Source organism: Luteimonas sp. J29 (assembly GCF_000472505.1).
Classification (GTDB): Bacteria; Pseudomonadota; Gammaproteobacteria; order Xanthomonadales; family Xanthomonadaceae; genus Luteimonas.
In genome coordinates this window covers 17,667-38,738 of sequence record NZ_KI421429.1, presented here as the reverse complement: position 1 = coordinate 38,738, position 21,072 = coordinate 17,667, and the positions used below count along the sequence as shown (strand labels likewise).

Genomic DNA, 21,072 nt, shown 5'->3' with positions numbered 1-21,072 from the left:
GGCCCGTAGCCCGGATAAGCGAAGCGCATCCGGGACCACGCGGCTATGCCGCTGGCTCCCGTCAGGGCTTCCAGTCCTGCGTGTGGACGATGACCCGCTTGCCCTCGCTGCGCGCGGACTCCAGGAGCATGGTGAGGTAGTGCGCGCGCTCGCGACCGACCGTGTCGAGCGCGGTGGGAATGCACTCGCCCTCGACCTGCTGCACGCCCGCTCTCGCGCCGAGCCAGCGACCGATGGCCTCGTCCGGCGCGGAGGCGCCGATCGGCAGGGCTCCGCTCAGGGCGACATGCATCACGCGCCCGGGCTCGTCCCCCGCGTACATGGCGCAGAACTCCACCGCCCTGGGATCCTGCGGGACACGCAGGCCGTGATCGCGTCGCGCCTTCACCACGGCCGAGATGAGGTTCTGCTTGGGGTACAGGTCCGACCCGGACCGCGCCCCTGTGGGGCACAGCGCGGCGAGCATCTCATTCGGTATCTCCCGCTCCGGGACTTCTTCAAACTTCCAGTCGGGATCCGGCGTCCGGAAATCCTTCATCACGACCCCGTCGCTCAGGCGCATCCGGCGCGTGTTGCAATCGGCGAGGAGCCTGCTTTCCAGATACCACCCGCCGTGCTCGCCCGGCTTGTCCAGGACCATGAACACCGTGTACCCGCGGAAGCCGCCTTTCCCGCTGTCGGCGTCCTCCAGTCCGATCGTGGCGACGTCCATCGCGTGCTGGACGAGGAACCAATTGCGTTCCCAGGCGTCCTCGGCCGGATACAGACCGCGCGGACCGAAGTCGTCGTGCCCGTCCCCCGACCGCGGCTGGCGTGCGCCGGCCTGCCCGGGGCCGATGATGGCGGGAGGCGGGCCGCTCGCCCCGCGCGCCTGCAGGAAGCGGGCTTCGAGATCCGCCAGCGGCTCGCCCGCCACGCCGCCGTTGCCGGTCTGCCAGTCGCAGGCGATCCGGAGCAGGGCCTCGTGCGATCCCACCGGCTCCCAGGCGCCAGGCTTCGATTCGACATGGACGACGCTGCCGTCCGCCGTTTCGTACTGCACCAGGTCGACGCGCTTGACCTGCTCGTAGCACTTGTAGCGCACGTGGCCGACCACGCGCTGGTGGGGCGGCACGCCGTTGCGCGCGGCCTCGGTGTCGTAGGTCAGGGCGTAGGGCGCCTGCTTCTCGAAGGGATTGGGCGGTACCAGGTCGTGGATGCCGACCAGCTCGACGGGGTTGCGGCTGCCGGGCGCGCCGTCGTCGGCGATGGCCCAGACGGCGGCGCGCCGCGTGTGCTCGGGCACCGGATTGCACAGCGCCGGCGCGGAGGCCGCGCACAGCAGGACCAGCAGGAAGCGCGCCGCGGCGCGACGCGAAGTAGCGGCTCTTGGTGGATGCATCGAGTTCTCCCCGGGGGCGTGCGTTCGAGGCCCGGCGACAGGCCTGCAACTCGCCCGTCGACGCCGGTCGCCCGCATCCCCCAATGCAGACGCCCCAGGTGTGGAATCGCGTCCCTGCCGTGGCGACCCGTCCGGCCCGGTGGGCCAGGATGTCGACGGCGCGGGATCCGGGACCGGCCATCCCCGGCCCGTCCAGGACCCCGGCAGCATACGCAAGCCGCGGGGCGCGGTGCCAGCACGGGGAGCTGGCGTGGGGCCATGCCCCCGGTGTGCAGCGTGCGGGGGACGGTTGGGGTGGGGGCAGCCGGTCAGCGATGCGATCCGGGCGTTGCCCCCGTCCCAGCCTCCCCCCGCAGGCGGGGGGGAGGGGCCGAACGCGGCGCAGGAATCGTCCAGGCCTTTCCCCGCCACGCGTCACTCCCTTCCCCGCGTGCGGGGGATGGTTGGGGTGGGGGCAATGCAGTCCGGGAACGGCGCCTGGCACATCGGCGACGCCATCCCGCGACCGCCGCCAAGCCTTGTGACGATGCCTCGTCCGCAGCGTCGTGCGGCGCACCGGTCCGCACATCCGGCGCGCGCGATGGACCGGGGATCCGCATCCTGCGACATGTGCTCATGCCGACCGGGAATCTGTTGGCGCTGAAACCATGCGTCCGCGACGTCGCGCCAGCGGCTATCTTCGTGGTCTTCGCACCACGACCCGCACGAGCCGCGCATGTCCGACGAACAGCAGAACTGGAAGCCCGAGACCATCGCCGTCCACGGCGGTTACCGACCCGACCCGACCACCCGCGCGGTGGCGGTGCCGATCTACCAGACGGTCGCCTACGCCTTCGACAACACCCAGCACGGCGCCGACCTGTTCGACCTCAAGGTCCCGGGCAACATCTACACCCGGATCATGAACCCGACCACCGACGTGCTCGAGCAGCGGCTCGCGGCGCTGGAGGGCGGCGTCGGGGCGCTGGCGCTGGCCTCGGGCCAGGCCGCGATCACCTACGCCATCCAGACCATCTCCGAGGCCGGCGACAACATCGTGTCCTCGTCGGCGCTCTACGGTGGCACCTACAACCTGTTCGCGCACACCCTGCCGCAGTTCGGGATCCAGGTCCGCTTCGCCGACCATCGCGACCCGGCCTCGTTCGACGCCCTGATCGACGAGCGCACCAAGGCGGTGTTCGTCGAGTCGATCGGCAACCCGCTTGGCAACATCACCGACATCGAGGCGGTGGCCAGGGTCGCGCACGCGCGCGGGGTGCCGCTGATCGTCGACAATACGGTGCCCACCCCCTACCTGCTGCGGCCGATCGACTTCGGCGCCGACATCGTGGTGCACTCGCTGACCAAGTACCTCGGCGGCCACGGCAACAGCATCGGCGGCGCGATCGTCGATTCCGGCCGCTTCCCGTGGGCCGAGCACGCCAAGCGCTTCCCGCGCCTGAACGAGCCGGACGTGAGCTACCACGGCGTGGTCTATACCGAGGCGCTCGGGCCGGCCGCGTTCATCGGCCGTGCCCGCGTGGTGCCGCTGCGCAACACCGGCGCGGCGCTGTCGCCGTTCAACGCGTTCCTGATCCTGCAGGGCATCGAGACGCTCGCCCTGCGCATGGACCGCATCAACGCCAACACGCTGGCGGTGGCGCGCCACCTGAAGCAACACCCGAAGGTGGCCTGGGTCAGCTACGCGGGCCTGGAAGACCACCCCGACCACGCGCTGGCCAGGAAGTACTTCCGCGACGGTGGGGCGTCGGGCCTGCTCACCTTCGGCCTGCCCGGCGGGCGCGAGGCGGGCGCGCGCTTCCTCGACGCGCTGCAGCTGTTCACCCGCCTGGTGAACATCGGCGACACGCGTTCGCTGGCCACGCATCCGGCCTCGACCACGCATCGCCAGCTCTCGCCGGAGGAACTGGAGAAGGCCGGCGTCAGCGAGGACACCGTGCGCCTGTGCGTGGGCATCGAGCACATCGACGACCTGGTCGCCGACCTCGACCAGGCGCTGGACCGGGCCTGAGCCTCAGTCCAGTCGCGCGAGCAGGGTGGGGATGCCGGTCGCGGCCGGCATCCGGATCCATTCGTGGGCGAGCGCGCTCACGGCGCTGTCCACCGGGTTGATCTCCACCACCCGTGCGCCGCATTCGCGCGCCAGCCGCGGAAGCGAGGCGGCCGGGTGGACCAGGCCCGAGGTGCCGACCACCACCAGCAGCGCGCAGCGGGACACGAGCTCGCAGGCCCGCTGCCAGGCGTCTTCCGGCAGCGCCTCGCCGAACCAGACCACGCCGGGGCGGAACGCGCCGCCGCAGCGCGGGCACGGCGGGGGCGCCTCGCGGGTGCCATCGGCCGGTACGGCATCGAGGCGCTCGAGGATCGGATCGGGCGACTCCACGTGGCCGCAGTCAAGGCAGCGCGACGCGAACAGGCTGCCGTGCAGGTGGACCACGTCGCGCGAGCCGGCGCGCTCGTGCAGGTCGTCGACGTTCTGGGTGACGACGGCGACCGCGTGCCCGGCATCGGCGTGGGCCGCGATCGCGAGGTGGCCGGCGTTGGGCGCGGCACGGCGGACCAGCGCGGCGCGCCACCGGTACCAGCCCCAGCACAGCGCGGGATCCCGGCGGAAGGCCACCGGCGTCGCCAGGCGCTCGGCGTCGAACCGCGCCCACAGGCCGGTGAGCGCGTCGCGGAAGGTCGGGACGCCGCTCTCGGCGGACATCCCCGCGCCGGTGAGGAAGACCGTGTGCATGCCGCGCGGCTTCAGGCCGCGGCGGGCGCGGGGTCGCTCGGCGCGTCGTCGTCGCTGGCCTTGCGCGCCGGGCGGTAGGGCGGGGTGGACATCACCATCTCGGCCAGCGAGAAAGCCAGCTCGCGCTCGGCCAGCACCGCGCCGTCGGCGCCGTGCTGGAGCAGGTGCCGCACCTCGGCCTCGCTGTGGGCGCGCGCCAGCACGGTCAGCGCCGGGTTGATCGCCTTCATCCGCTCGATGGTCTCGCCGGCCTCGAGCGCACGCGGGATCGCGAACACGGCCAGGCGCGCGCGTTCGGGCACGGCCTCGAGCATCACCGGCTCGGAGGCGACGTTGCCGCGCACCACCAGCAGCCCTTCCTCGCGCGCGCGCTGGGTCAGGTCGGCTTCTTCCTCCACCACCACGACCGGGACGCCGCGGTCGCGCAGCAGCAGCGCCAGCTGGCGGCCGACCCGGCCGTAGCCGACCACGATGGTGTGGTCGTTGACCGCGAGCACCGGGCGTTCGGCCGGGTCCTCGTGCGGCGCGGCCGCCGCCGCCGCTTCCGCGGCCGCCTTCTGCCTGGCCAGCCGGCGGTCGAGCATGCGGAAGATCATCGGGTTGAGCATGATCGAGATCAGCGCGCCGGCCAGCACCAGCGACTGCTCCTCGCCCGACATCATCCCCAGCGACACTCCGAGCCCGGCGATGATGAACGCGAACTCGCCGATCTGGGCCAGGCTGCACGAGATCGTGAGCGCGGTCTGGTTGGGATGGCCGAAGGCGCGGACGATGAAGTACGCCGCCGCAGACTTGCCGAACAGGATGATCGACGCGGTGGCCAGCACCTCCAGCGGACGCTGCACCAGGATCGAGGGGTCGAACAGCATCCCGACCGAGACGAAGAACAGCACCGCGAACGCGTCGCGCAGCGGCAGCGAGTCGTTGGCCGCCTTGTGGCTGAGCTCGGACTCGTTGAGCAGCATGCCGGCGAAGAACGCGCCCAGCGCGAACGACACGCCGAACAGCAGCGCCGAGCCGAACGCGATGCCCAGCGCGATCGCCAGCACCGACAGGGTGAACAGCTCGCGCGAGCCGGTGCCCGCGATGCGCTCGAGCAGGGCCGGGATGGCGCGGCGGCCCACCACCAGCATCACCGCCACGAACGCGGCGACCTTGAGCAGGGTCCACAGCACCGTGGTGGCGACCATCCGCAGGGTCGGCGGCGCCGTGCCCTCGGTGCCGACGAAGATGTCGGCCATCACCGGCATCATCACCAGGGCGATCACGCAGGCCAGGTCCTCGACGATCAGCCAGCCCACCGCGATCCGCCCGCGGGTGGTATCGAGCAGGCGCCGTTCCTCCATCGCCCGCAGCAGCACCACGGTGCTGGCGGTGGCCAGCGAGAAGCCGAACACCACGCCGTGCAGCGTCGGCCAGCCCAGAGCCGCCGACATGGCCCAGCCCAGGAACGTGGCCACGGCGATCTGCGCGACCGCGCCGGGGATCGCGATCGCCTTGACCTCCATCAGGTCCTTGAGCGAGAAGTGCAGGCCGACGCCGAACATCAGCAGCATCACGCCGATCTCGGCCAGCTGGTTGGCCAGCTCCTGGTCGGCCACGAAGCCGGGCGTGAACGGCCCGACGATGATCCCCGCCGCCAGGTAGCCCACCAGCGGGGACATGCGCAGCCGGTTGGCCAGCGCGCCGAGCACGAAGGCAATGGCAAGGCCAACCGCGACGATGCTGATCAGGCTGGTGTCATGGTGCATCGAGCATCGAATCGTCGCTTCCGGGGACGCAGTGTCGCCGAACGGGCCGGTCGCGGGCAAACTCGGCCGTGTTTCCGGCCGCCGCAAATGCGGAGGCCCGGCATGGCCGGGCCTCCGGGGGATGCGGCCGTGGCGCGGTTACCAGCGGTACCCCACCTTGCCGTACACGAACGCGCCGCCGAAGCCGAACGGCGAGAGGTTGCTGTACGGGAACTGGCCGTTGGTCGAGTTGCCGAAGCTGTTCTCGTCCGGGTACTCGTCGAGCACGTTGTCCGCGCCCAGGGTCAGCGTCCAGCGCTCGTCCGGGCGGTAGCTGGCCGAGACGTCCAGCAGCCACTTGGCGCCGTACTCCTGGTCCAGCTCCGGATTGTTGGGCGTGGTGCGCACGCTGCCGTAGCGGGTGGCGGTGGCCGACAGCGTCCATTGGCTCGCGTTCCAGACGCTGCCCAGCAGCAGCTTGTTGCGCGGGAAGCCCTGCTCGATGCGGCCGATCTCGACCCGGTCGATGCGCTCAAGGTTCAGCCCGCTTTCCTCCAGCTCCTCCGGGTTCGGGGCGATGCGGGTGATCTCGGTCCTGGTGTGGTTGTAGCCGGCGGTCAGGTCCAGGGTGCTGGCCTGCAGCGGCACGCGCCAGGTGCCGACCACGTCCACCCCGCGGGTGCGGGTGTCGATGGCGTTGGTGAAGTAGCGCCCGCCGTTGACGCCGTAGATCCCGCGCGACTCGAGCAGCGCGCGCACCCCTTCGCCGGTGAGGTTGGACGAGAGCGCGATGCGGTCGTCGACGTCGATCTGGTAGGCGTCGACCGTCACGTACAGCCCGTCGGCCGGCTGCAGCACCAGGCCCAGGCTGTAGGACAGCGATTCCTCCGGCTGCAGCGGCTCGGCGCCGAAGGCCTGGGCCACCGCGCTGCTGGCCGGGAAGGTGCGGATCTCGAACGGGGTCGGGATGCCCGGCAGGAACACCGTGCTCACGGTCTGGAAGTACTGCTGGGCCAGCGACGGCGCGCGGAAGCCCGAGGACACCGTGCCGCGCAGGGCGACCGCGTCGGTGAACGCGTAGCGGGCCGAGAGCTTGCCGGAGGCCTGGCTGCCGAAGTCGTCGAAGTCCTCGTAGCGGGCGGCGACGCCGGCGGAGAACTTCTCGGTAAAGTCGGCCTCCAGCCCCACGTAGGCGGCATAGCTGTCGCGGTCGTAGGCGCCCGAGACCTCCGGCGCGAAGCCGCCGAAGCCCTGCGCCCCGGGCGGCGCGCCCGGCACGCCCAGGCCGGCGTCGGCGTAGGAGCCGTACTCGCCCGGCGACTGGTTCCACTTCTCGTTCCTGGCCTCGAGCCCGAACGAGAGCGTGGCCGGGTAGGCCAGGCCCCAGTCGAACTGGCGGCTGACATCGAGGTTGAGGATGTTCTGGGTGGTCTCGAGCGCGCCGTCGTAGAACTCGGTCGGCGAGTCCGGGCCGAGCGTCGCGTTGAGGGTGTTGCGGGTGTAGAACTCGAGGTGGTTGTAGCCGTAGTTGTAGCTCAGGTCCCAGTTCCAGCCGCCCTCGGTGAAACCCTTCAGGCCGGCGACGATCGCGCGGTCCTTGGAGATGTTGTTGATCTCCGGCAGGAAGCCGTCGGGGTAGATCGAGGGGATGTTCTGGGTCGGGTTGCCCGGGGCGCGGAAGAACGCGAACGAGGTGATGTCGCGGTTGCTGGCGCTGCCGAAGGCGTAGGCCGAGACGTGCTCGCCCAGGGCATAGTCGAGGTTGAAGGCGACCGCGCCGGCGTCGACCTCGGGCTCGCCGATCACGAACGCCTTCTGCCCGGGCTCGGGCTGGGTCGGGCCGGGGGTGCCGGCGAACGGACGCGCGCGGTTGGTGTGGTCCTGCTGGCCGAGCTGGGCCGACAGGTGCAGGAAGCCACGGTCGTCGCCGAGCGCCAGGCCGGCGTCGCCGGAGAGCTGCGACTGCTTGCCGTCGCCAGCGGAGTAGCCGCCGTACTGGGCCTGCAGGCTGCCGCCCTGGCGCGCACCCTTGAGCACGACGTTGACCACGCCGGCGATCGCGTCCGAGCCGTACTGCGCCGAGGCGCCGTCGCGCAGCACCTCCACGCGGTCGATCGCCGAGACCGGGATGGTGTTGAGGTCGACCGGGGCCGAGCCGCGGCCGATGGTGCCGTTGAGGTTGAGCAGCGACGAGGTATGGCGGCGCTTGCCGTTGACCAGCACCAGCACCTGGTCGGGGGCGAGGCCGCGCAGCTGCGCCGGGCGGATCGCCGAGGTGCCGTCGACCAGCGCCGGGCGCGGGAAGTTCAGCGAGGGCAGGGCGCGCGACAGCGCCGTCGCCAGCTCCGTGGTGCCGGTGGCCTGGAGCGCCTCGCTGCTGATGATGTCGATCGGCGACTGCGACTCGGCCACGGTGCGGTCGGCCACGCGGGTGCCGGTGACGATGATGGTGTCGAGCGTGCTGGCGCGGTCGGCCGTGGCCTGGGGCGCCTCCTGGGCCAGGGCGGGGGCGGTGGCCAGCGCGGCGAGGAGGGCGAGGGCAAGGGGATGCCGGCTCATGGGGGAACTCCTGCGGTAGGGGATGTCGAGATTGCGCCGGCCACCGTAGCAACCGGGTCCCGGGCGGCCAAAGTGCATGTCGTCACGGCCTCATGCCGGCAATTCATAAGTCCGGCCGGCCGCGCCCCGCTCCGGTAGAATCCGCGCCCCATGATCGCCTTCCGCAATTTCGCCCTGCGCCGGGGCGAGCGCCTGCTGCTGTCCGACGTCGACCTGGCCCTGCACGCCGGCTGGCGGGTGGGCGTGGTCGGGCGCAACGGCACCGGCAAGTCGAGCCTGTTCGCCGCGATCCGCGGCGAGGTGGAGGCCGATCGCGGCGACATCGACGTGCCCAACCGGCTGCGCATCGCCAGCGTGGCCCAGGAGACGCCGGCGCTGCCTGAACCGGCGATCGACTTCGTGCTCGGCGGCGACGACGAGGTGGCCGCGGTGCTGCGCGCTGAGGCCGAGGCCACCGCGCGCGAGGACTGGGAAGCGGTGGCCGCCGCGCACCAGAAGCTGGCCGAGATCGGCGGCTACGACGCCGAGGCGCGCGCCGGCCGGCTGCTGCACGGGCTCGGCTTCCCGGCCGAGGTCCACCGTCGCGCGGTCGGCGAGTTCTCCGGCGGCTGGCGCGTGCGCCTGAACCTGGCGCGCGCGCTGATGATGCCCAGCGACCTGCTGCTGCTCGACGAGCCCACCAACCACCTCGACCTCGACGCGGTGCTGTGGCTGGAGCAGTGGCTGCTGCGCTACACCGGCACCCTGCTGCTGATCAGCCACGATCGCGAGTTCCTCGACGGCGTCTCCACCCACACCCTGCACCTGCACGACGGCAGGGCGAAGCTGTACGTGGGCGACTACACCGCGTTCGAGCGCCAGCGCGCCGAGCACCTGCGCCAGCAGCAGATCGCCTACGAGAAGGAGCAGGCCGAGCGCGCCCACCTGCAGAAGTTCATCGACCGGTTCAAGGCCAAGGCCAGCAAGGCGCGCCAGGCGCAGAGCCGGATGAAGCGGCTGGCCAAGCTCGCCGGCACCGAGGCGGTGCGCGCCGAGCGCCAGTTCCGGATCGAGTTCCCCGCGCCGGCGAAGCTGCCGCACGCGCTGCTGCGGATCAACGACGGCACCTGCGGCTACGGCGAGGACGCGAGGATCCTGGAGAACGTCGGCTTCGGCCTCGAGGCCGGCGACCGGATTGGCCTGCTCGGCCCCAACGGCGCCGGCAAGTCGACCCTGGTCAAGTCGCTGGTCGGCGAGCTGCCGCTGCTGGCCGGCGAGCGCTACGCGCACCCGGACCTGCGCATCGGCTACTTCGCCCAGCACACGGTGGAGTCGCTGAAGGAAGGCACCTCGCCGATCGACCACCTGCGCGAACTCTCGCCGGACGCGCCGACCCAGGCGTTCCGCGACTTCCTCGGCAAGTGGTATTTCCCCGGAGACCGCGCGTTCGAGAGCATCGACGGCTTCTCCGGCGGCGAGCGCGCGCGCCTGGCGCTGGCGCTGATCGCCTGGCAGCAGCCCAACGTGCTGCTCCTCGACGAGCCGACCAACCACCTCGACCTCGACATGCGTGAGGCGCTGGCCGAGGCGCTTTCGGACTTCGACGGCGCGATCGTGCTGGTCTCGCACGACCGTCACCTGATCGGCCTGGTCAGCGACACCTTCTGGCGCGTGTCCGACGGCGTGGTCAAGCCGTTCGACGGCGACCTCGACGAATACGCCGCCTGGCTGCGTTCGCGCCCGGCAAGCGAACAGGCGCGCGCACCCGCGGCCGCGCGCGAGCCGGAGCCCGTGGCGCCGCCTGCGCCGGCGAAGCCCGCGCACAAGCCCAACCCCCACCGCGTCGGCAAGGCCGAAGCGAAGGTCGCCCAGCTCGAGCAGGCGCTGGCGGAAGTGGAGGCCGCGCTGGCCGATCCGGCGACCTGGTCGGATCCGGACCGGGCCGCCGCGCTCGGCCAGCGCCAGGCCCGGCTGCGCGCCGACCTGGAAGCGGCCGAGAACGCACTGCTGGCGCTGTATGGCTGAGCGCGCGCCAGGCGCCGGGCTTGCAGGTGCCGGGGGCCGCCGTTACGGTGCGGCCATGCACGCGACCCTCCGTTCCCTCGCCGCCGGCGGCCTGGCGCTCGCCCTGGCCGGCTGTTTCCAGGTCGAAGTCGAGTCCGACGGTGGCCCGCGCAAGGGCGATCCCGCCGCCCTTGCCGACGCCGCCGCGGAAGATTTCTCCGCCCCCGAGGTGCCGGCCGACGCCTTCATGGCCGCGCTGGCCTCGCACTGCGGGCAGGCCTTCGAAGGCCGGGTGGTGGCCAACGCGCCGACGCCGGCCGCGCCGGACGCGTTCGAGGGCGAGCGCCTGGTCATGCACGTGCGCGGCTGCGACGACCCTGCGCGCGAGCTGCGGATCCCGTTCCACGTCGGTGACGACCGCTCGCGCACCTGGGTGCTGACCCGCGTCGGCCCGGGCCTGCGCCTGAAGCACGACCACCGCCACGAGGACGGCAGCCCGGACGCGGTGACCATGTACGGCGGCGAGAGCGTCGCGCCCGGCACCGCGCAGCGCCAGGAGTTCCCGGTCGACGCCGCGTCCGTAGCCCTGTTCGAGCGCGAGGGGCTGCAGGCCTCGGTCGAGAACACCTGGGCGATGGAGGTGGAACCGGGCCGGCGCTTCCTCTACGAGCTCACCCGGCCGGGCGGGCGCGAGTTCAAGATCGAGTTCGACCTGTCCAGTCCGGTCGATCCGCCGCCGCCGCCGTGGGGCAGCAGCGACGCCGAATGAGCCCGCATCGGTCCGCGGCCGCCGCTTCCCGGCGCCGCGGGGCTTGAAATCCCGGTCGCGGCCCCCAGACTCGCGGCGGACTGTTTTTCCCTTTCATGGACCTGCCATGCCCATCTACGCCTTCCGCTGCGACCAGTGCGACCACGCCTTCGATCGCCTGCAGAAGCTGTCAGACCCCGATCCCGAGGCCTGCCCGGCCTGCGGCGCCGCGGCGGTGCGGCGCGAGGTGACCGCGCCGGCGTTCCGCCTGGCCGGTTCGGGCTGGTACGAGACCGACTTCAAGAAGGACGGCGACCGCAAGCGCAACCTCGCCGATTCCGGCGACGGCGCAGGCAAGGCCGATCCGGCGTCGAAGCCCGAATCCAAGCCCGCCGGATCCTCCGCACCCAAGTCCGAGTCCAAGTCCGAGTCCAAGCCCGCCGCTCCGGCCCCGGCCTCGGCCTGAGCCCGTCCCGCGCGCGGCGGCCTCAGCTGCGCGATCCCGAGCCGGTGCGCACCATCGCCAGGCTCGACAGCTCCATGTACTCGGCCCAGTCGAGCCAGGCCCGGATCTCCAGGTCGTCGATGCGTTCGTCCAGGCCGATCCGCAGCCGGATCGTGCTCGGCTTGCCGTTGCCGGGCTGGATCCACTCGCGCGCCACCACGCGGCCGTCGGAGGCCACCGCCTCGAGCCAGAACGGGTGGCTCGGCCACTCGCGCGGGCGCAGCCGCAGCAGGTATTCGCCCGCGACCAGCGAGGACTCGGCGCCCAGCCAGATCGCGCGCCGGGGCCGCGGCCGCGGGCCGGTCGCCGCCTCCAGCGGCGCATCCACGCGCACGCCTTCGCGCAGGTCCTCGCCGGCGAACAGCTTCATGTTGTTGTCGGCGTCGACCAGCAGCGCGCACCACTCGCCGCGCAGGGTGTCGTCGTCGAACGCGGTGCAGCGGTCGACGTAGGCGCGCACGTTGGCCGGGTCGTCGATGCCGAACTGGCGCGGCGCGTCCTCCATCGTGATCGCCTGCAGGCCCCAGTCCGGGTCGTATTCGACCATCACCGGCGGGGTGACGTGCTGCAGGCCGATGCGCAGCTGCCCGTCCTCGATCCGCAGGGTGCGCACGTCTCCCCCCGTCCACAGGCTGCGCGCGAAGGCGAGGTAGGGCGCGAATGCCTCGTCGCCGGCCAGCGCCGCGCGGGTCGCGCCGTCGGCCGCCGGCGCCAGCAGCGACCGGCCGAAGCCGAGCGCGTCGTGCGCCGGATCCAGCAGCGAGAGCAGGGTGGCGCCGGTGTCGAGCGTCGAGCCGGGCACCGAGAGCTCCCGCGCCGGCATCCCCGGGACCAGGAACAGCAGCAGGTTCTCGCGCCGCATGTCGCGCAGCACGTGGGTCAGGTCGTTCGGCATCGCCAGGTGGTCGGAGGCGAGCACGATCACCGTGTCGGCCGCGTACGGGCTGGTCCGGATGCGCTCGACCAGGCGCGAGACCAGGCGGTCGCTGCAGGCGAGCGCGTCCACCAGCCCGACCTCGCCGGTGCCGCGCAGGTCCTGGCACGCCACGGGCAGGTGCCCCGCGGGGTGGTGGGTGTCCATGGTCAGCGTGCTGAGCAGGAACGGCTGCCCGGACGCCGAGAGTTCCATGAAGGTGTCGAACGCGTCGTCGAGCAGCACGTCGTCGTGCAGGCCCCAGTTGGAGAAGTGGCGGGGATCGATGCCCGCCTCGAGGTAGTGGCTGCGGTCGCGCACCTCGTGGAAACCGTGCTGGCGCAGGAACTGTCCCTTGGCCGCGAAGTTGGAGTCGGCGCCGCCCAGGAACACGTTGCGGTAGCCCTGGTCGGCCAGGTACTCGGGCAGACAGCGCGCGCCGGGCAGGAATTCGCGCATCCGGCCGAGGCTGTTCTCGTCGCCGCGCGCGGCGGTCAGCGGCACCCCGCACATCGAGGCGACGATGCCGGCGATGGTCCAGCCGGTGCCCTGGGGCGAGGCGATGTCGCGGAAGTCGAGGCCCTGGCGGACCAGGCTCGAGATTCCCGGCATCAGGCCGGGAAACGCCTCCTGGTCGAGGTAGGTGCGTTCCAGGCTCTCGCCGTAGATCCAGACGATGTTCTTCGGCCGGGCGATCGCGCCGGTCGGCGGCCGGTATTCGGTGGCCACGCCGCGCCCGTCGACGGGCGCCATCTGGCGCTGCAGGCGCAGCGCGTCCCGGTACAGCGGGCTGGCCACGACCGCGACCGCCAGCACCCCGGCGAAGGCCGCGCTGACCCCGGCTCCGGCGCGCGGGCCCCGCAGCCGCGGCAGGCGACGGCGCATGGCCGCGAGCGGCAGCGGCAGCAGCGAGAGCAGCACCAGGCCGGCGAAGCGCCACAGCACGCCGCTGAACCCGGCCACGCCGGCGCCTTCCAGCCCGGTCTGCAGGTGGTAGAGAGTGGCGGCGTTGATGCCGTCGCCGCTGAGCTGGTCGACCAGCCACCAGGCGCTCAGGGCCAGCAGCAGCAGGCTCAGCAGGCCCGCGCGGACCCAGGCCAGGCGGTCGGCGGCCACCACGAGGCAGCCGAGCAACAGCAGCGAAATCAGGAGGATGAGGGGCATGCGGCGCGGGTCTCGGAGGAGGCGGGCCGGGCGGCGCGGGGTTTCGACCGTATTGCCACGGTGCTGTCATGTTGCTGAACACGGCGTCGAGGCCCCGGCCGCCGCACCGTTGGCACGGGCCTCCCGTCGCGGGCGCGGAGGCCGCCGACCGACTAGAATCGCGGGTTTTCCGGCCGCCGCTGGCGGCCGACCGCCTTCCTGGAGTTCCTGCTCGCATGCGTAGCCATTTCTGTGGCCTGGTCGACGAGGCGTTGATCGGGCAGACCGTGACCCTGTGCGGCTGGGCCGACGTCGCCCGCAACCTCGGCGGGGTCTGCTTCATCGACCTGCGCGACCATAAGGGCATCGTCCAGGTGGTGGCCGAGCCCTCGGACGCGGCCGGCAACGCCGAGGTCCTGGCCGCGGCCGAACAGGTGGGCTACGAGGACTGCCTGCGCGTCACCGGCACCGTGCGCCGCCGCCATTCGGTCAACGCCAGGATCCGCACCGGCCAGGTGGAAGTGGTGGCCGAGCGCATCGAGGTGCTGAACAAGGCCGATCCGCTGCCGTTCCACCACCACGAGAACCCGGGCGAGGACATCCGCCTCAGGTACCGCTACCTCGACCTGCGAAGCCCGGACATGCAGCGCAAGATGCGCACCCGCACGAAGCTGGTCGCGGCGCTGCGCCGCTGGCTGGATGCGCGCGGCTTCCAGGACATCGAGACCCCGATCCTGACCAAGGCCACGCCCGAGGGCGCGCGCGACTTCCTGGTCCCGGCGCGCATGCACCCCGGCGAGTTCTACGCCCTGCCGCAGTCGCCGCAGCTGTTCAAGCAGATCCTGATGATGGCGGGCTTCGACCGCTACTACCAGATCGCGCGCTGCTTCCGCGACGAGGCGCTGCGCGCCGACCGCCAGCTCGAGTTCACCCAGCTCGACATGGAGTTCGCCTGGGTGTCCGAGCGCGACGTGCAGGACACGGTCGAGGCGATGATCCGCGACGTGTTCCGCGAGGTCGTCGGCGTGGAACTGGCCGATCCGTTCCCGCGCATGACCTATGCCGAGGCCATGCGCCGCTATGGCTCGGACAAGCCGGACCTGCGCATCGCGCTGGAGCTGGTGGACGTGGCGGACCTGGTGAAGGACTGCGGCTTCGCCGTGTTCGCCGGCCCGGCCAGAGAGGCCGGCGGCCGCGTCGCCGCGCTGCGCATCCCGGGCGGCGCATCGATGTCGCGCAAGCAGATCGACGAGTACGCCGCGCACGCGGCGAAGTTCGGGGCCAAGGGCCTGGCCTGGGCGAAGATCGGCGGGAACGGGGAGGCCACCTCGCCGATCCAGAAGTTCTTCGACGCGTCGGCGTTCGCCGCGCTGCTGTCGCACGTCGGCGCCGGCAATGGCGACCTCGTGTTCTTCGGCGCCGGCAGGTATTCGACCGTGAGCGACTTCATGGGCGCGGTCCGGCTCAAGGCGGGCCGGGACTTCGGCCTGGTCGAGGACGGCTGGCGCCCGCTGTGGGTCACCGACTTCCCGATGTTCGAGTGGGACGAGGAGACGCAGCGCTACGTGGCCCTGCACCATCCGTTCACCGCGCCGGCGGTGGACGACGAGGCCGACCTGCGCGCCAATGCGGCGACGGCGGTCTCGCGCGGCTACGACATGGTGCTCAACGGCAACGAGATCGGCGGCGGGTCGATCCGCATCCACCGCTCGTCGATGCAGTCGGCCGTGTTCGACCTGCTCGGCATCGGCAGGGAGGAGGCCGAGCTGAAGTTCGGCTTCCTGCTCGAGGCGCTGCGCTATGGCGCGCCGCCGCACGGCGGCATCGCCTTCGGCATCGACCGCATCGCGGCGCTGATGGCCGGCACCGACTCGATCCGGGACGTGATCGCGTTCCCCAAGACCACGTCCGCGCAGTGCCTGATGACCGGCGCGCCCTCGCCGATCCCGGACGAACAGCTGGCCGAGGTGCACGTGCAGGTACGGCCGCAGGACTGATGGCGTCGGTGGTCGCGGTGGCGGTGCGTCCACTCCAACCCGTCCGGCCCGGCACGAGCGGCAGGAGCGGCGGCACCCGTGTCTGGACTCCCTCCCCCGCGCGCGGGGGAGGGCCGGGGCGGGGGCCGTCCGATGCCGCTTGAGATCCGCCGCGCCGGCGTCGACGACGCCAGTACGCTCTCCACGCTGGCCGCGCGCACGTTCACCGAGACCTTCGGCCACCTGTACCCGCCGGAAGACCTGGACGCGTTCCTGCGCGAGTCCTACGCCGTCGAGCGCCAGCGCACGATCCTGTCGGACCCGCGCTACGGGGTCTGGCTGCTGGAGGACGACGGCGCGGCGGTCGGCCATGTCGCGGCCGGGCCGTGCGGCCTGCCGCATCCGGAAGTCGCGCCCGGCGACGGCGAGATCAAGCGCCTGTACGTGCTGCGCGGCTACCAGTCGGGCGGGCTTGGCGGGAAGCTGATGGACGCGGCCATGGACTGGCTGCTTGGCGACGGCCCGCGCACGCTGTGGGTGGGCGTCTGGTCGGAGAACGAGGGCGCGCAGCGCTTCTATGCCCGCCGCGGCTTCGAGCGGGTGGGCGAGTACCTGTTCCCGGTCGGGCGCGTGCGCGACCTCGAATTCATCCTGCGGCGTCCGCGATGAGCCGGCCGGCCCCCGACATCCGCCGCGTGGTCCTGCTGCACGGCATCTGGATGGCGGCGGCGGTGATGTGGCCGCTGGCCCGGCGCCTGCGCGAGCAGGGCTTCGAACCGGAAGTGCTGGGCTACCACAGCGTGGCCGCGGCGCCGCAGGCGGCGATCGACCGGCTGCTGGCGCGGCTGGCGCGCAGCGGCCCGGCGCACGTGGTCGGCCACAGCCTCGGCGGCCTGGTGGCGGTGAGCGCGCTGCACGAGGCGCCGCAGGGCGCGATGGGGCGCGTGCTGTGCCTGGGTTCGCCGCTGTGCGGCAGCGGCGCGGCCGCGGGGCTGGCGCGGCTGCCGCTGTCGAAGCTGTACTTCGGGCGCAGCGCCGACATCCTGCTGCACGGCTGCATGACCTGGCCAGGCCGCTTCGAGGTCGGGATGATCGCGGGAAACTCGCCGCGCGGGATGGGCCAGTGGTTCGGCCGGTTCGAGGGCGAGCACGACGGCACCGTGGCGGTGGCGGAGACGCGCACGCCGGCGCTGGCCGACCACCTGGTGCTGCCGGTGAGCCACGTCGGCATGGTGCTCTCGCGCGAGGTGGCGCGGCAGGCGGGCCGGTTCCTGGCCACCGGCCGCTTCGACCACGGCCGCGCCCCGGTCGCGACCTGAGCAGGTGCCGCCGGGCGCGATCGCGGCCCGCGGCCTATAATCTGCGCCCTTCCGTCAGGGCAGCATCGGGCGTCGAATGGCCGGTCATTCCAAGTGGGCGAACATCCAGCACCGCAAGAACGCGCAGGACGCGAAGCGGGGCAAGATTTTCACCAAGATCATCCGCGAGATCTCGGTCGCCGCGCGCGCCGGGGGCGGTGATCCGGCCGGTAACCCGCGCCTGCGCACCGCGATCGACAAGGCGCTCGACGCCAACATGGCCAAGGACGTCATCGAGCGCGCGATCAAGAAGGCCACCGGCGAGCTCGAGGGCGTGAGCTACGAGGAAGTGCGCTACGAGGGCTATGCCCCGGGCGGCGTGGCGGTGATCGTCGACTGCCTGACCGACAACAAGGTCCGCACCGTGGCCGACGTGCGCCACGCCTTCAACAAGTTCGGCGGCAACCTGGGCACCGACGGCTCGGTGGCCTTCATGTTCCGCAAGCTGGGCGTGCTGAGCTTCGCCCCGGGCGCGGACGAGGACCGGATCACCGAGGTCGCGATCGAGGCCGGCGCCGACGACGTGGTCGCCTACCCCGAGGACGGCTCGATCGACGTGCTGACCGCGCCCGAGCACTTCGCCGCCGTGCGCGACGCGATGAAGGTGGCCGGCCTGGAGCCTGCCCAGGCCGAAGTGACCTGGCGCGCCGACAACGACGTGGCCGTGGATGGCGAGACCGGGCAACAGGTGGTCAGGCTGCTCGACTGGCTGGAGGACCTGGACGACGTGCAGGCGGTCTACTCGAACGCCGACCTGGGCGAGGACGCCTACGCCTGAGGCGTCGGCCCGGCCCGGACATGACCCGCATCCTCGGCATCGACCCAGGCTCGCAGCGGACCGGCGTCGGGATCATCGATGTCGACGCCGCGGGCAAGGCGAGCCACGTCCACAATGGCGCCCTGGTGCTGCTGGGCGAGGGCGATTTCGCGCTGCGGCTCAAGCGCCTGCTGGTGGGGCTGGCGGAGGTGATCGAACGCTGGCGACCGGACGAGGTGGCGATCGAACGCGTGTTCATGGCCCGCAATCCGGATTCGGCGCTCAAGCTCGGCCAGGCGCGCGGCGCGGCGCTGGCCGCGGTGGTAATGCGCGACCTGCCGGTGCACGAGTACGCGGCGCGCGAGGTGAAGCTGGCCGTGGTCGGCAAGGGCGGGGCGGAGAAGGCCCAGGTCCAGCACATGGTCGGGATCATGCTCAACCTGCACGGCAGGCTGCAGGCCGACGCCGCCGATGCGCTGGCCATCGCCATCACCCACGCCCACGTGCGCGCCACCGCGCAGCGCCTGGGCGTGGGCACGCGCCAGGCCTGGAGCAGGAAGTGAGCGCGCGCGGGGCCTGCGGCCCGGGGCGGGCGGTCCGCTGCGGCGCGCGGCGCCGGAACCTGCCATCCTTCCACGCACGACGGTCGCGCGCCCGGGGGACACAACGATGATCGGACGCCTCAAGGGCATCCTGGTCCACAAGCAGCCGCCGTGGCTGGTGGTGGACGTCAATGGCGTGGGCTACGAGCTCGAGGCGCCGATGAGCACGTTCTACGACCTGCCCGCGGTCGGGCACGAGGTGGTGCTGTTCACCCACTACGCGCAGAAGGAGGACAGCGTCTCGCTGTACGGCTTCCTGACAGAGGCCGAGCGGCGGCTGTTCCGCGACGTGCAGAAGGTGACCGGGATCGGCGCCAGGATCGCGCTGGCGATCCTGTCCGGCGCGTCGGTCGGCCAGTTCGCGGCGCTGGTCCAGGCCGGCGACGTCGCCGCGCTGACCAGGATCCCGGGGATCGGCAAGAAGACCGCCGAGCGCATCGTGGTCGAACTGCGCGACCGTGCCGAGGCCATGGCCGGCGCGCCGGCGACGGCGCCGGGGACGGGCGGGCCGGCGCCGGCCGATCCGCTGTCCGAAGCCACCATCGCCCTGCAGCAGCTGGGCTACAAGCCGGCCGAGGCGCAGCGCATGGCCAAGGCGGCGGCGGCCGACGGCGATCCTGCCGAGGCCATCATCCGCAAGGCGCTACAGTCCGCGCTTCGCTGAGCCACCCGGACGCGACCGCCAGCCGCCCATGTCCCGACCCGCCAGCCAGCGCCCCGCCGCCCACGCCGCTCCGTCCCACGGGCCCGGGCGCATCGGGCTGGCCGGACTGGCCGTGGGCGCGATCGGGGTGGTGTTCGGCGACATCGGCACCAGCCCGCTGTACACGATCCGCGAGGCGTTCTCGCCGCACTACGGCCTGGTCGCCGACCACGACACCGTGCTGGGCGTGCTGTCGATGATCTTCTGGGCCCTGACCCTGGTGGTCACGGTCAAGTACGTCACCATCATCATGCGCGCCGACAACGACGGCGAGGGCGGCATCATGGCGCTGATGGCCCTGGCCCAGCGCTGCGTCCCGAAGGATTCGCGCACCGCCTACGTGGTCGGCATCGTCGGCATCCTCGGCGCGTCGCTGTTCTTCGGCGACGGGGTGATCACGCCGGCGATCTCGGTGCTCTCGGCGGTCGAGGGCCTGGAGGTGGTGGCCCCGGGCCTGCACGCGTGGATCGTGCCGATCACGGTGCTGGTGCTGCTGGCGCTGTTCGCCACCCAGCGCTACGGCACCGAGAAGGTGGGGCGGATCTTCGGGCCGGTGACCGTGGTCTGGTTCCTGGCGCTGGCGGCGCTGGGGGTGGCCAACATCCTGCATGCGCCGGAGGTGCTGCACGCGATCAACCCGTGGTGGGCGGCGCGCTTCTTCGCCGAGCACGCCTGGGGCGGCATCTTCATCCTCGGCGCGGTGGTGCTGGCGGTGACCGGCGGCGAGGCGATCTACACCGACATGGGCCACTTCGGACCGCGCCCGATCCGCTACGCCTGGTACTTCTTCGTCCTGCCGTCGCTGATGCTCAACTACCTGGGCCAGGGCGCGCTGGTGCTCGAGGACCCGGCCGCGATCCGCAACCCCTTCTACGTCGGCGTGCCGGACTGGGCGCAGTGGCCGATGCTCCTGCTCGCGACCCTGGCCACGGTGATCGCCTCGCAGGCGGTGATCACCGGCGGCTACTCGATCGCGCGCCAGGCGATGCAGCTCGGCTACATCCCGCGCATGCGGATCAAGCACACCTCCAGCGAGACCATCGGCCAGATCTACATCCCGGCGATCAACTGGACGATGGCGGTGATCGTGGTCGGGCTGGTGCTCTCGTTCGGAAGCTCCTCGGCGCTGGCGGCCGCCTACGGCATTTCGGTGTCGGCGACCATGCTCATCGACACCCTGCTGCTGGCGCTGGTGGCGCGTGCGCTGTGGCCGGGGGCGCGGCGCTGGGTGCTGCCGCTGTGCGTGCTGTTCCTGCTGATCGACCTCGCCTTCCTGGTCGCCAACGGGGCCAAGGTGCTGCAGGGCGCGTGGTTCCCGGTGGTGCTGGGCATCGTGCTGTTCACCATGCTGCGCACCTGGCGGCGCGGGCGCGAGATCCTGCGCGAGGAGATGCAGAAGGAAGGCATCCGCCTGGATGCCTTCATCCCCGGACTGATGCTGGCGCCGCCGGTCCGGGTGGAAGGCACCGCGGTGTTCATGACCAGCGACAAGGGCGTGGTGCCGCACGCGCTGCTGCACAACCTCAAGCACAACAAGGTGCTGCACGAGCGCAACGTGTTCCTGACCGTGGACACCCTGAGCGTGCCCTACGCCACGCCCGGCAAGCGGCTGTCGGTGGAGACGCTGGGAGACGGCTTCTACCGCGTGGTGGTCCGCTTCGGCTTCATGGAGACGCCGGACGTGCCGCAGGCGCTGATGCAGGCGCCCGACCACTGCGATCTCAGCTTCGACCCGATGGAGACGACCTACTTCGTCAGCCGCGAGACGGTCGTCTCCAGCGCCCGCCGCGGCATGCCGGTATGGCGAGACAAGCTGTTCGCGGTCATGCACCGCAACGCCGCCCCGGCCAACCAGTTCTTCCGTATCCCGGGCAACCGGCTGGTCGAACTCGGCGCCCAGGTCGAAATCTGACCCGCGCGGGAGCGCGGCTGACGCAGCGGGTCGGCCGCCGGGCGCCGGGCCGTGAACGGCGACCC

The 21,072-nt window shown here is 72.0% G+C and carries 16 protein-coding genes; 11 read left to right on the top strand and 5 right to left on the bottom strand.

Features of this window, described 5'->3' with window-relative positions; genetic code table 11:
• Nucleotides 1–61: 61 nt before the first annotated feature.
• A complete protein-coding gene (locus tag LUTJ29_RS0114550; RefSeq protein WP_156911583.1) occupies nucleotides 62–1,381 on the bottom strand; it encodes a hypothetical protein in 1,320 nt (439 codons plus the stop codon).
• A 715-nt stretch (nucleotides 1,382–2,096) separates the two neighbouring features.
• On the opposite strand from LUTJ29_RS0114550, the gene LUTJ29_RS0114545 reads away from it, so the two are divergent.
• Entirely contained in the window at nucleotides 2,097–3,392 is a 1,296-nt protein-coding gene (locus tag LUTJ29_RS0114545; protein ID WP_027073140.1) for an O-acetylhomoserine aminocarboxypropyltransferase/cysteine synthase family protein, read from the top strand.
• A 3-nt stretch (nucleotides 3,393–3,395) separates the two neighbouring features.
• On the opposite strand, the gene LUTJ29_RS0114540 is transcribed toward LUTJ29_RS0114545, so the two are convergent.
• From LUTJ29_RS0114540 to LUTJ29_RS0114530, 3 genes are all read right to left on the bottom strand, one after another.
• Nucleotides 3,396–4,118 carry an NAD-dependent deacylase gene (locus LUTJ29_RS0114540; protein WP_051323064.1) on the bottom strand — a complete coding sequence of 241 codons (723 nt, stop codon included), beginning with the start codon at nucleotides 4,116–4,118 and terminating at the stop codon, nucleotides 3,396–3,398.
• 11 nt (nucleotides 4,119–4,129) lie between these two features.
• On the bottom strand, nucleotides 4,130–5,869 hold the full coding sequence (ybaL, locus tag LUTJ29_RS17730) for a YbaL family putative K(+) efflux transporter (RefSeq protein WP_051323063.1): 1,740 nt from the start codon (nucleotides 5,867–5,869) through the stop codon (nucleotides 4,130–4,132).
• Between the two features lie 138 nt (nucleotides 5,870–6,007).
• Nucleotides 6,008–8,407: a TonB-dependent receptor gene (locus LUTJ29_RS0114530; protein ID WP_027073139.1), complete on the bottom strand. Its 2,400-nt coding sequence runs from the start codon at nucleotides 8,405–8,407 to the stop codon at nucleotides 6,008–6,010.
• Between the two features lie 150 nt (nucleotides 8,408–8,557).
• Between LUTJ29_RS0114530 and LUTJ29_RS0114525 the strand changes: the two genes are divergently transcribed.
• From LUTJ29_RS0114525 to LUTJ29_RS0114515, 3 genes are all read left to right on the top strand, one after another.
• A complete protein-coding gene (locus LUTJ29_RS0114525) occupies nucleotides 8,558–10,411 on the top strand; it encodes an ABC-F family ATP-binding cassette domain-containing protein (protein WP_027073138.1) in 1,854 nt (617 codons plus the stop codon).
• Nucleotides 10,412–10,466: 55 nt separating this feature from the next.
• Nucleotides 10,467–11,159 (top strand): hypothetical protein, encoded by a 693-nt coding sequence (locus LUTJ29_RS0114520; RefSeq protein WP_027073137.1) that lies wholly within the window; start codon nucleotides 10,467–10,469, stop codon nucleotides 11,157–11,159.
• Between the two features lie 106 nt (nucleotides 11,160–11,265).
• Nucleotides 11,266–11,604: a zinc ribbon domain-containing protein gene (locus tag LUTJ29_RS0114515; RefSeq protein ID WP_027073136.1), complete on the top strand. Its 339-nt coding sequence runs from the start codon at nucleotides 11,266–11,268 to the stop codon at nucleotides 11,602–11,604.
• Between the two features lie 22 nt (nucleotides 11,605–11,626).
• Here LUTJ29_RS0114515 and LUTJ29_RS0114510 read toward each other — a convergent pair whose 3' ends face one another.
• Nucleotides 11,627–13,720, bottom strand: a complete 2,094-nt coding sequence (locus LUTJ29_RS0114510) for a phosphoglycerol transferase I (protein WP_027073135.1) — start codon at nucleotides 13,718–13,720, stop codon at nucleotides 11,627–11,629.
• A gap of 215 nt (nucleotides 13,721–13,935) precedes the next feature.
• Here LUTJ29_RS0114510 and aspS point away from each other — a divergent pair, with 215 nt between their 5' ends.
• The 7 genes from aspS to LUTJ29_RS0114475 all read left to right on the top strand — a co-directional run bounded on the left by aspS (nucleotide 13,936) and on the right by LUTJ29_RS0114475 (nucleotide 21,007).
• Nucleotides 13,936–15,696, top strand: a complete 1,761-nt coding sequence (gene aspS, locus LUTJ29_RS0114505; protein ID WP_027073134.1) for an aspartate--tRNA ligase — start codon at nucleotides 13,936–13,938, stop codon at nucleotides 15,694–15,696.
• 132 nt (nucleotides 15,697–15,828) lie between these two features.
• The gene (locus LUTJ29_RS0114500) at nucleotides 15,829–16,344 is read left to right on the top strand and encodes a GNAT family N-acetyltransferase (RefSeq protein ID WP_027073133.1); all 516 of its coding nucleotides are present in this window, start codon (nucleotides 15,829–15,831) and stop codon (nucleotides 16,342–16,344) included.
• Nucleotides 16,341–16,994 carry a lipase family protein gene (locus LUTJ29_RS0114495; RefSeq protein ID WP_027073132.1) on the top strand — a complete coding sequence of 218 codons (654 nt, stop codon included), beginning with the start codon at nucleotides 16,341–16,343 and terminating at the stop codon, nucleotides 16,992–16,994. The genes LUTJ29_RS0114500 and LUTJ29_RS0114495 overlap by 4 nt, the downstream gene beginning before the upstream one ends.
• A 76-nt stretch (nucleotides 16,995–17,070) precedes the next feature.
• Nucleotides 17,071–17,811 carry a YebC/PmpR family DNA-binding transcriptional regulator gene (locus LUTJ29_RS0114490; RefSeq protein WP_027073131.1) on the top strand — a complete coding sequence of 247 codons (741 nt, stop codon included), beginning with the start codon at nucleotides 17,071–17,073 and terminating at the stop codon, nucleotides 17,809–17,811.
• Nucleotides 17,812–17,831: 20 nt separating this feature from the next.
• Nucleotides 17,832–18,353, top strand: coding sequence for a crossover junction endodeoxyribonuclease RuvC (gene ruvC / locus LUTJ29_RS0114485; protein ID WP_027073130.1), 522 nt, complete (start codon nucleotides 17,832–17,834; stop codon nucleotides 18,351–18,353).
• 106 nt (nucleotides 18,354–18,459) lie between these two features.
• Nucleotides 18,460–19,056 (top strand): Holliday junction branch migration protein RuvA, encoded by a 597-nt coding sequence (gene ruvA, locus LUTJ29_RS0114480; protein ID WP_027073129.1) that lies wholly within the window; start codon nucleotides 18,460–18,462, stop codon nucleotides 19,054–19,056.
• Between the two features lie 28 nt (nucleotides 19,057–19,084).
• Nucleotides 19,085–21,007: a potassium transporter Kup gene (locus LUTJ29_RS0114475; protein WP_027073128.1), complete on the top strand. Its 1,923-nt coding sequence runs from the start codon at nucleotides 19,085–19,087 to the stop codon at nucleotides 21,005–21,007.
• Nucleotides 21,008–21,072: the final 65 nt, after the last annotated feature.

What these genes read in the sequence shown, in the direction of transcription:
- LUTJ29_RS0114495 (WP_027073132.1), top strand. Translation starts at nt 16,341, where the DNA reads ATGAGCCGGCCGGCCCCCGACATCCGCCGCGTGGTCCTGCTGCACGGC.
- LUTJ29_RS0114530 (WP_027073139.1), bottom strand. Translation starts at nt 8,407, where the DNA reads ATGAGCCGGCATCCCCTTGCCCTCGCCCTCCTCGCCGCGCTGGCCACC.
- aspS (WP_027073134.1), top strand. Translation starts at nt 13,936, where the DNA reads ATGCGTAGCCATTTCTGTGGCCTGGTCGACGAGGCGTTGATCGGGCAG.
- LUTJ29_RS0114540 (WP_051323064.1), bottom strand. Translation starts at nt 4,118, where the DNA reads ATGCACACGGTCTTCCTCACCGGCGCGGGGATGTCCGCCGAGAGCGGC.
- LUTJ29_RS0114490 (WP_027073131.1), top strand. Translation starts at nt 17,071, where the DNA reads ATGGCCGGTCATTCCAAGTGGGCGAACATCCAGCACCGCAAGAACGCG.
- ruvA (WP_027073129.1), top strand. Translation starts at nt 18,460, where the DNA reads ATGATCGGACGCCTCAAGGGCATCCTGGTCCACAAGCAGCCGCCGTGG.
- LUTJ29_RS0114520 (WP_027073137.1), top strand. Translation starts at nt 10,467, where the DNA reads ATGCACGCGACCCTCCGTTCCCTCGCCGCCGGCGGCCTGGCGCTCGCC.
- LUTJ29_RS0114475 (WP_027073128.1), top strand. Translation starts at nt 19,085, where the DNA reads ATGTCCCGACCCGCCAGCCAGCGCCCCGCCGCCCACGCCGCTCCGTCC.
- ruvC (WP_027073130.1), top strand. Translation starts at nt 17,832, where the DNA reads ATGACCCGCATCCTCGGCATCGACCCAGGCTCGCAGCGGACCGGCGTC.
- LUTJ29_RS0114515 (WP_027073136.1), top strand. Translation starts at nt 11,266, where the DNA reads ATGCCCATCTACGCCTTCCGCTGCGACCAGTGCGACCACGCCTTCGAT.
- LUTJ29_RS0114550 (WP_156911583.1), bottom strand. Translation starts at nt 1,381, where the DNA reads ATGCATCCACCAAGAGCCGCTACTTCGCGTCGCGCCGCGGCGCGCTTC.
- ybaL (WP_051323063.1), bottom strand. Translation starts at nt 5,869, where the DNA reads ATGCACCATGACACCAGCCTGATCAGCATCGTCGCGGTTGGCCTTGCC.
- LUTJ29_RS0114525 (WP_027073138.1), top strand. Translation starts at nt 8,558, where the DNA reads ATGATCGCCTTCCGCAATTTCGCCCTGCGCCGGGGCGAGCGCCTGCTG.
- LUTJ29_RS0114545 (WP_027073140.1), top strand. Translation starts at nt 2,097, where the DNA reads ATGTCCGACGAACAGCAGAACTGGAAGCCCGAGACCATCGCCGTCCAC.
- LUTJ29_RS0114510 (WP_027073135.1), bottom strand. Translation starts at nt 13,720, where the DNA reads ATGCCCCTCATCCTCCTGATTTCGCTGCTGTTGCTCGGCTGCCTCGTG.
- LUTJ29_RS0114500 (WP_027073133.1), top strand. Translation starts at nt 15,829, where the DNA reads ATGCCGCTTGAGATCCGCCGCGCCGGCGTCGACGACGCCAGTACGCTC.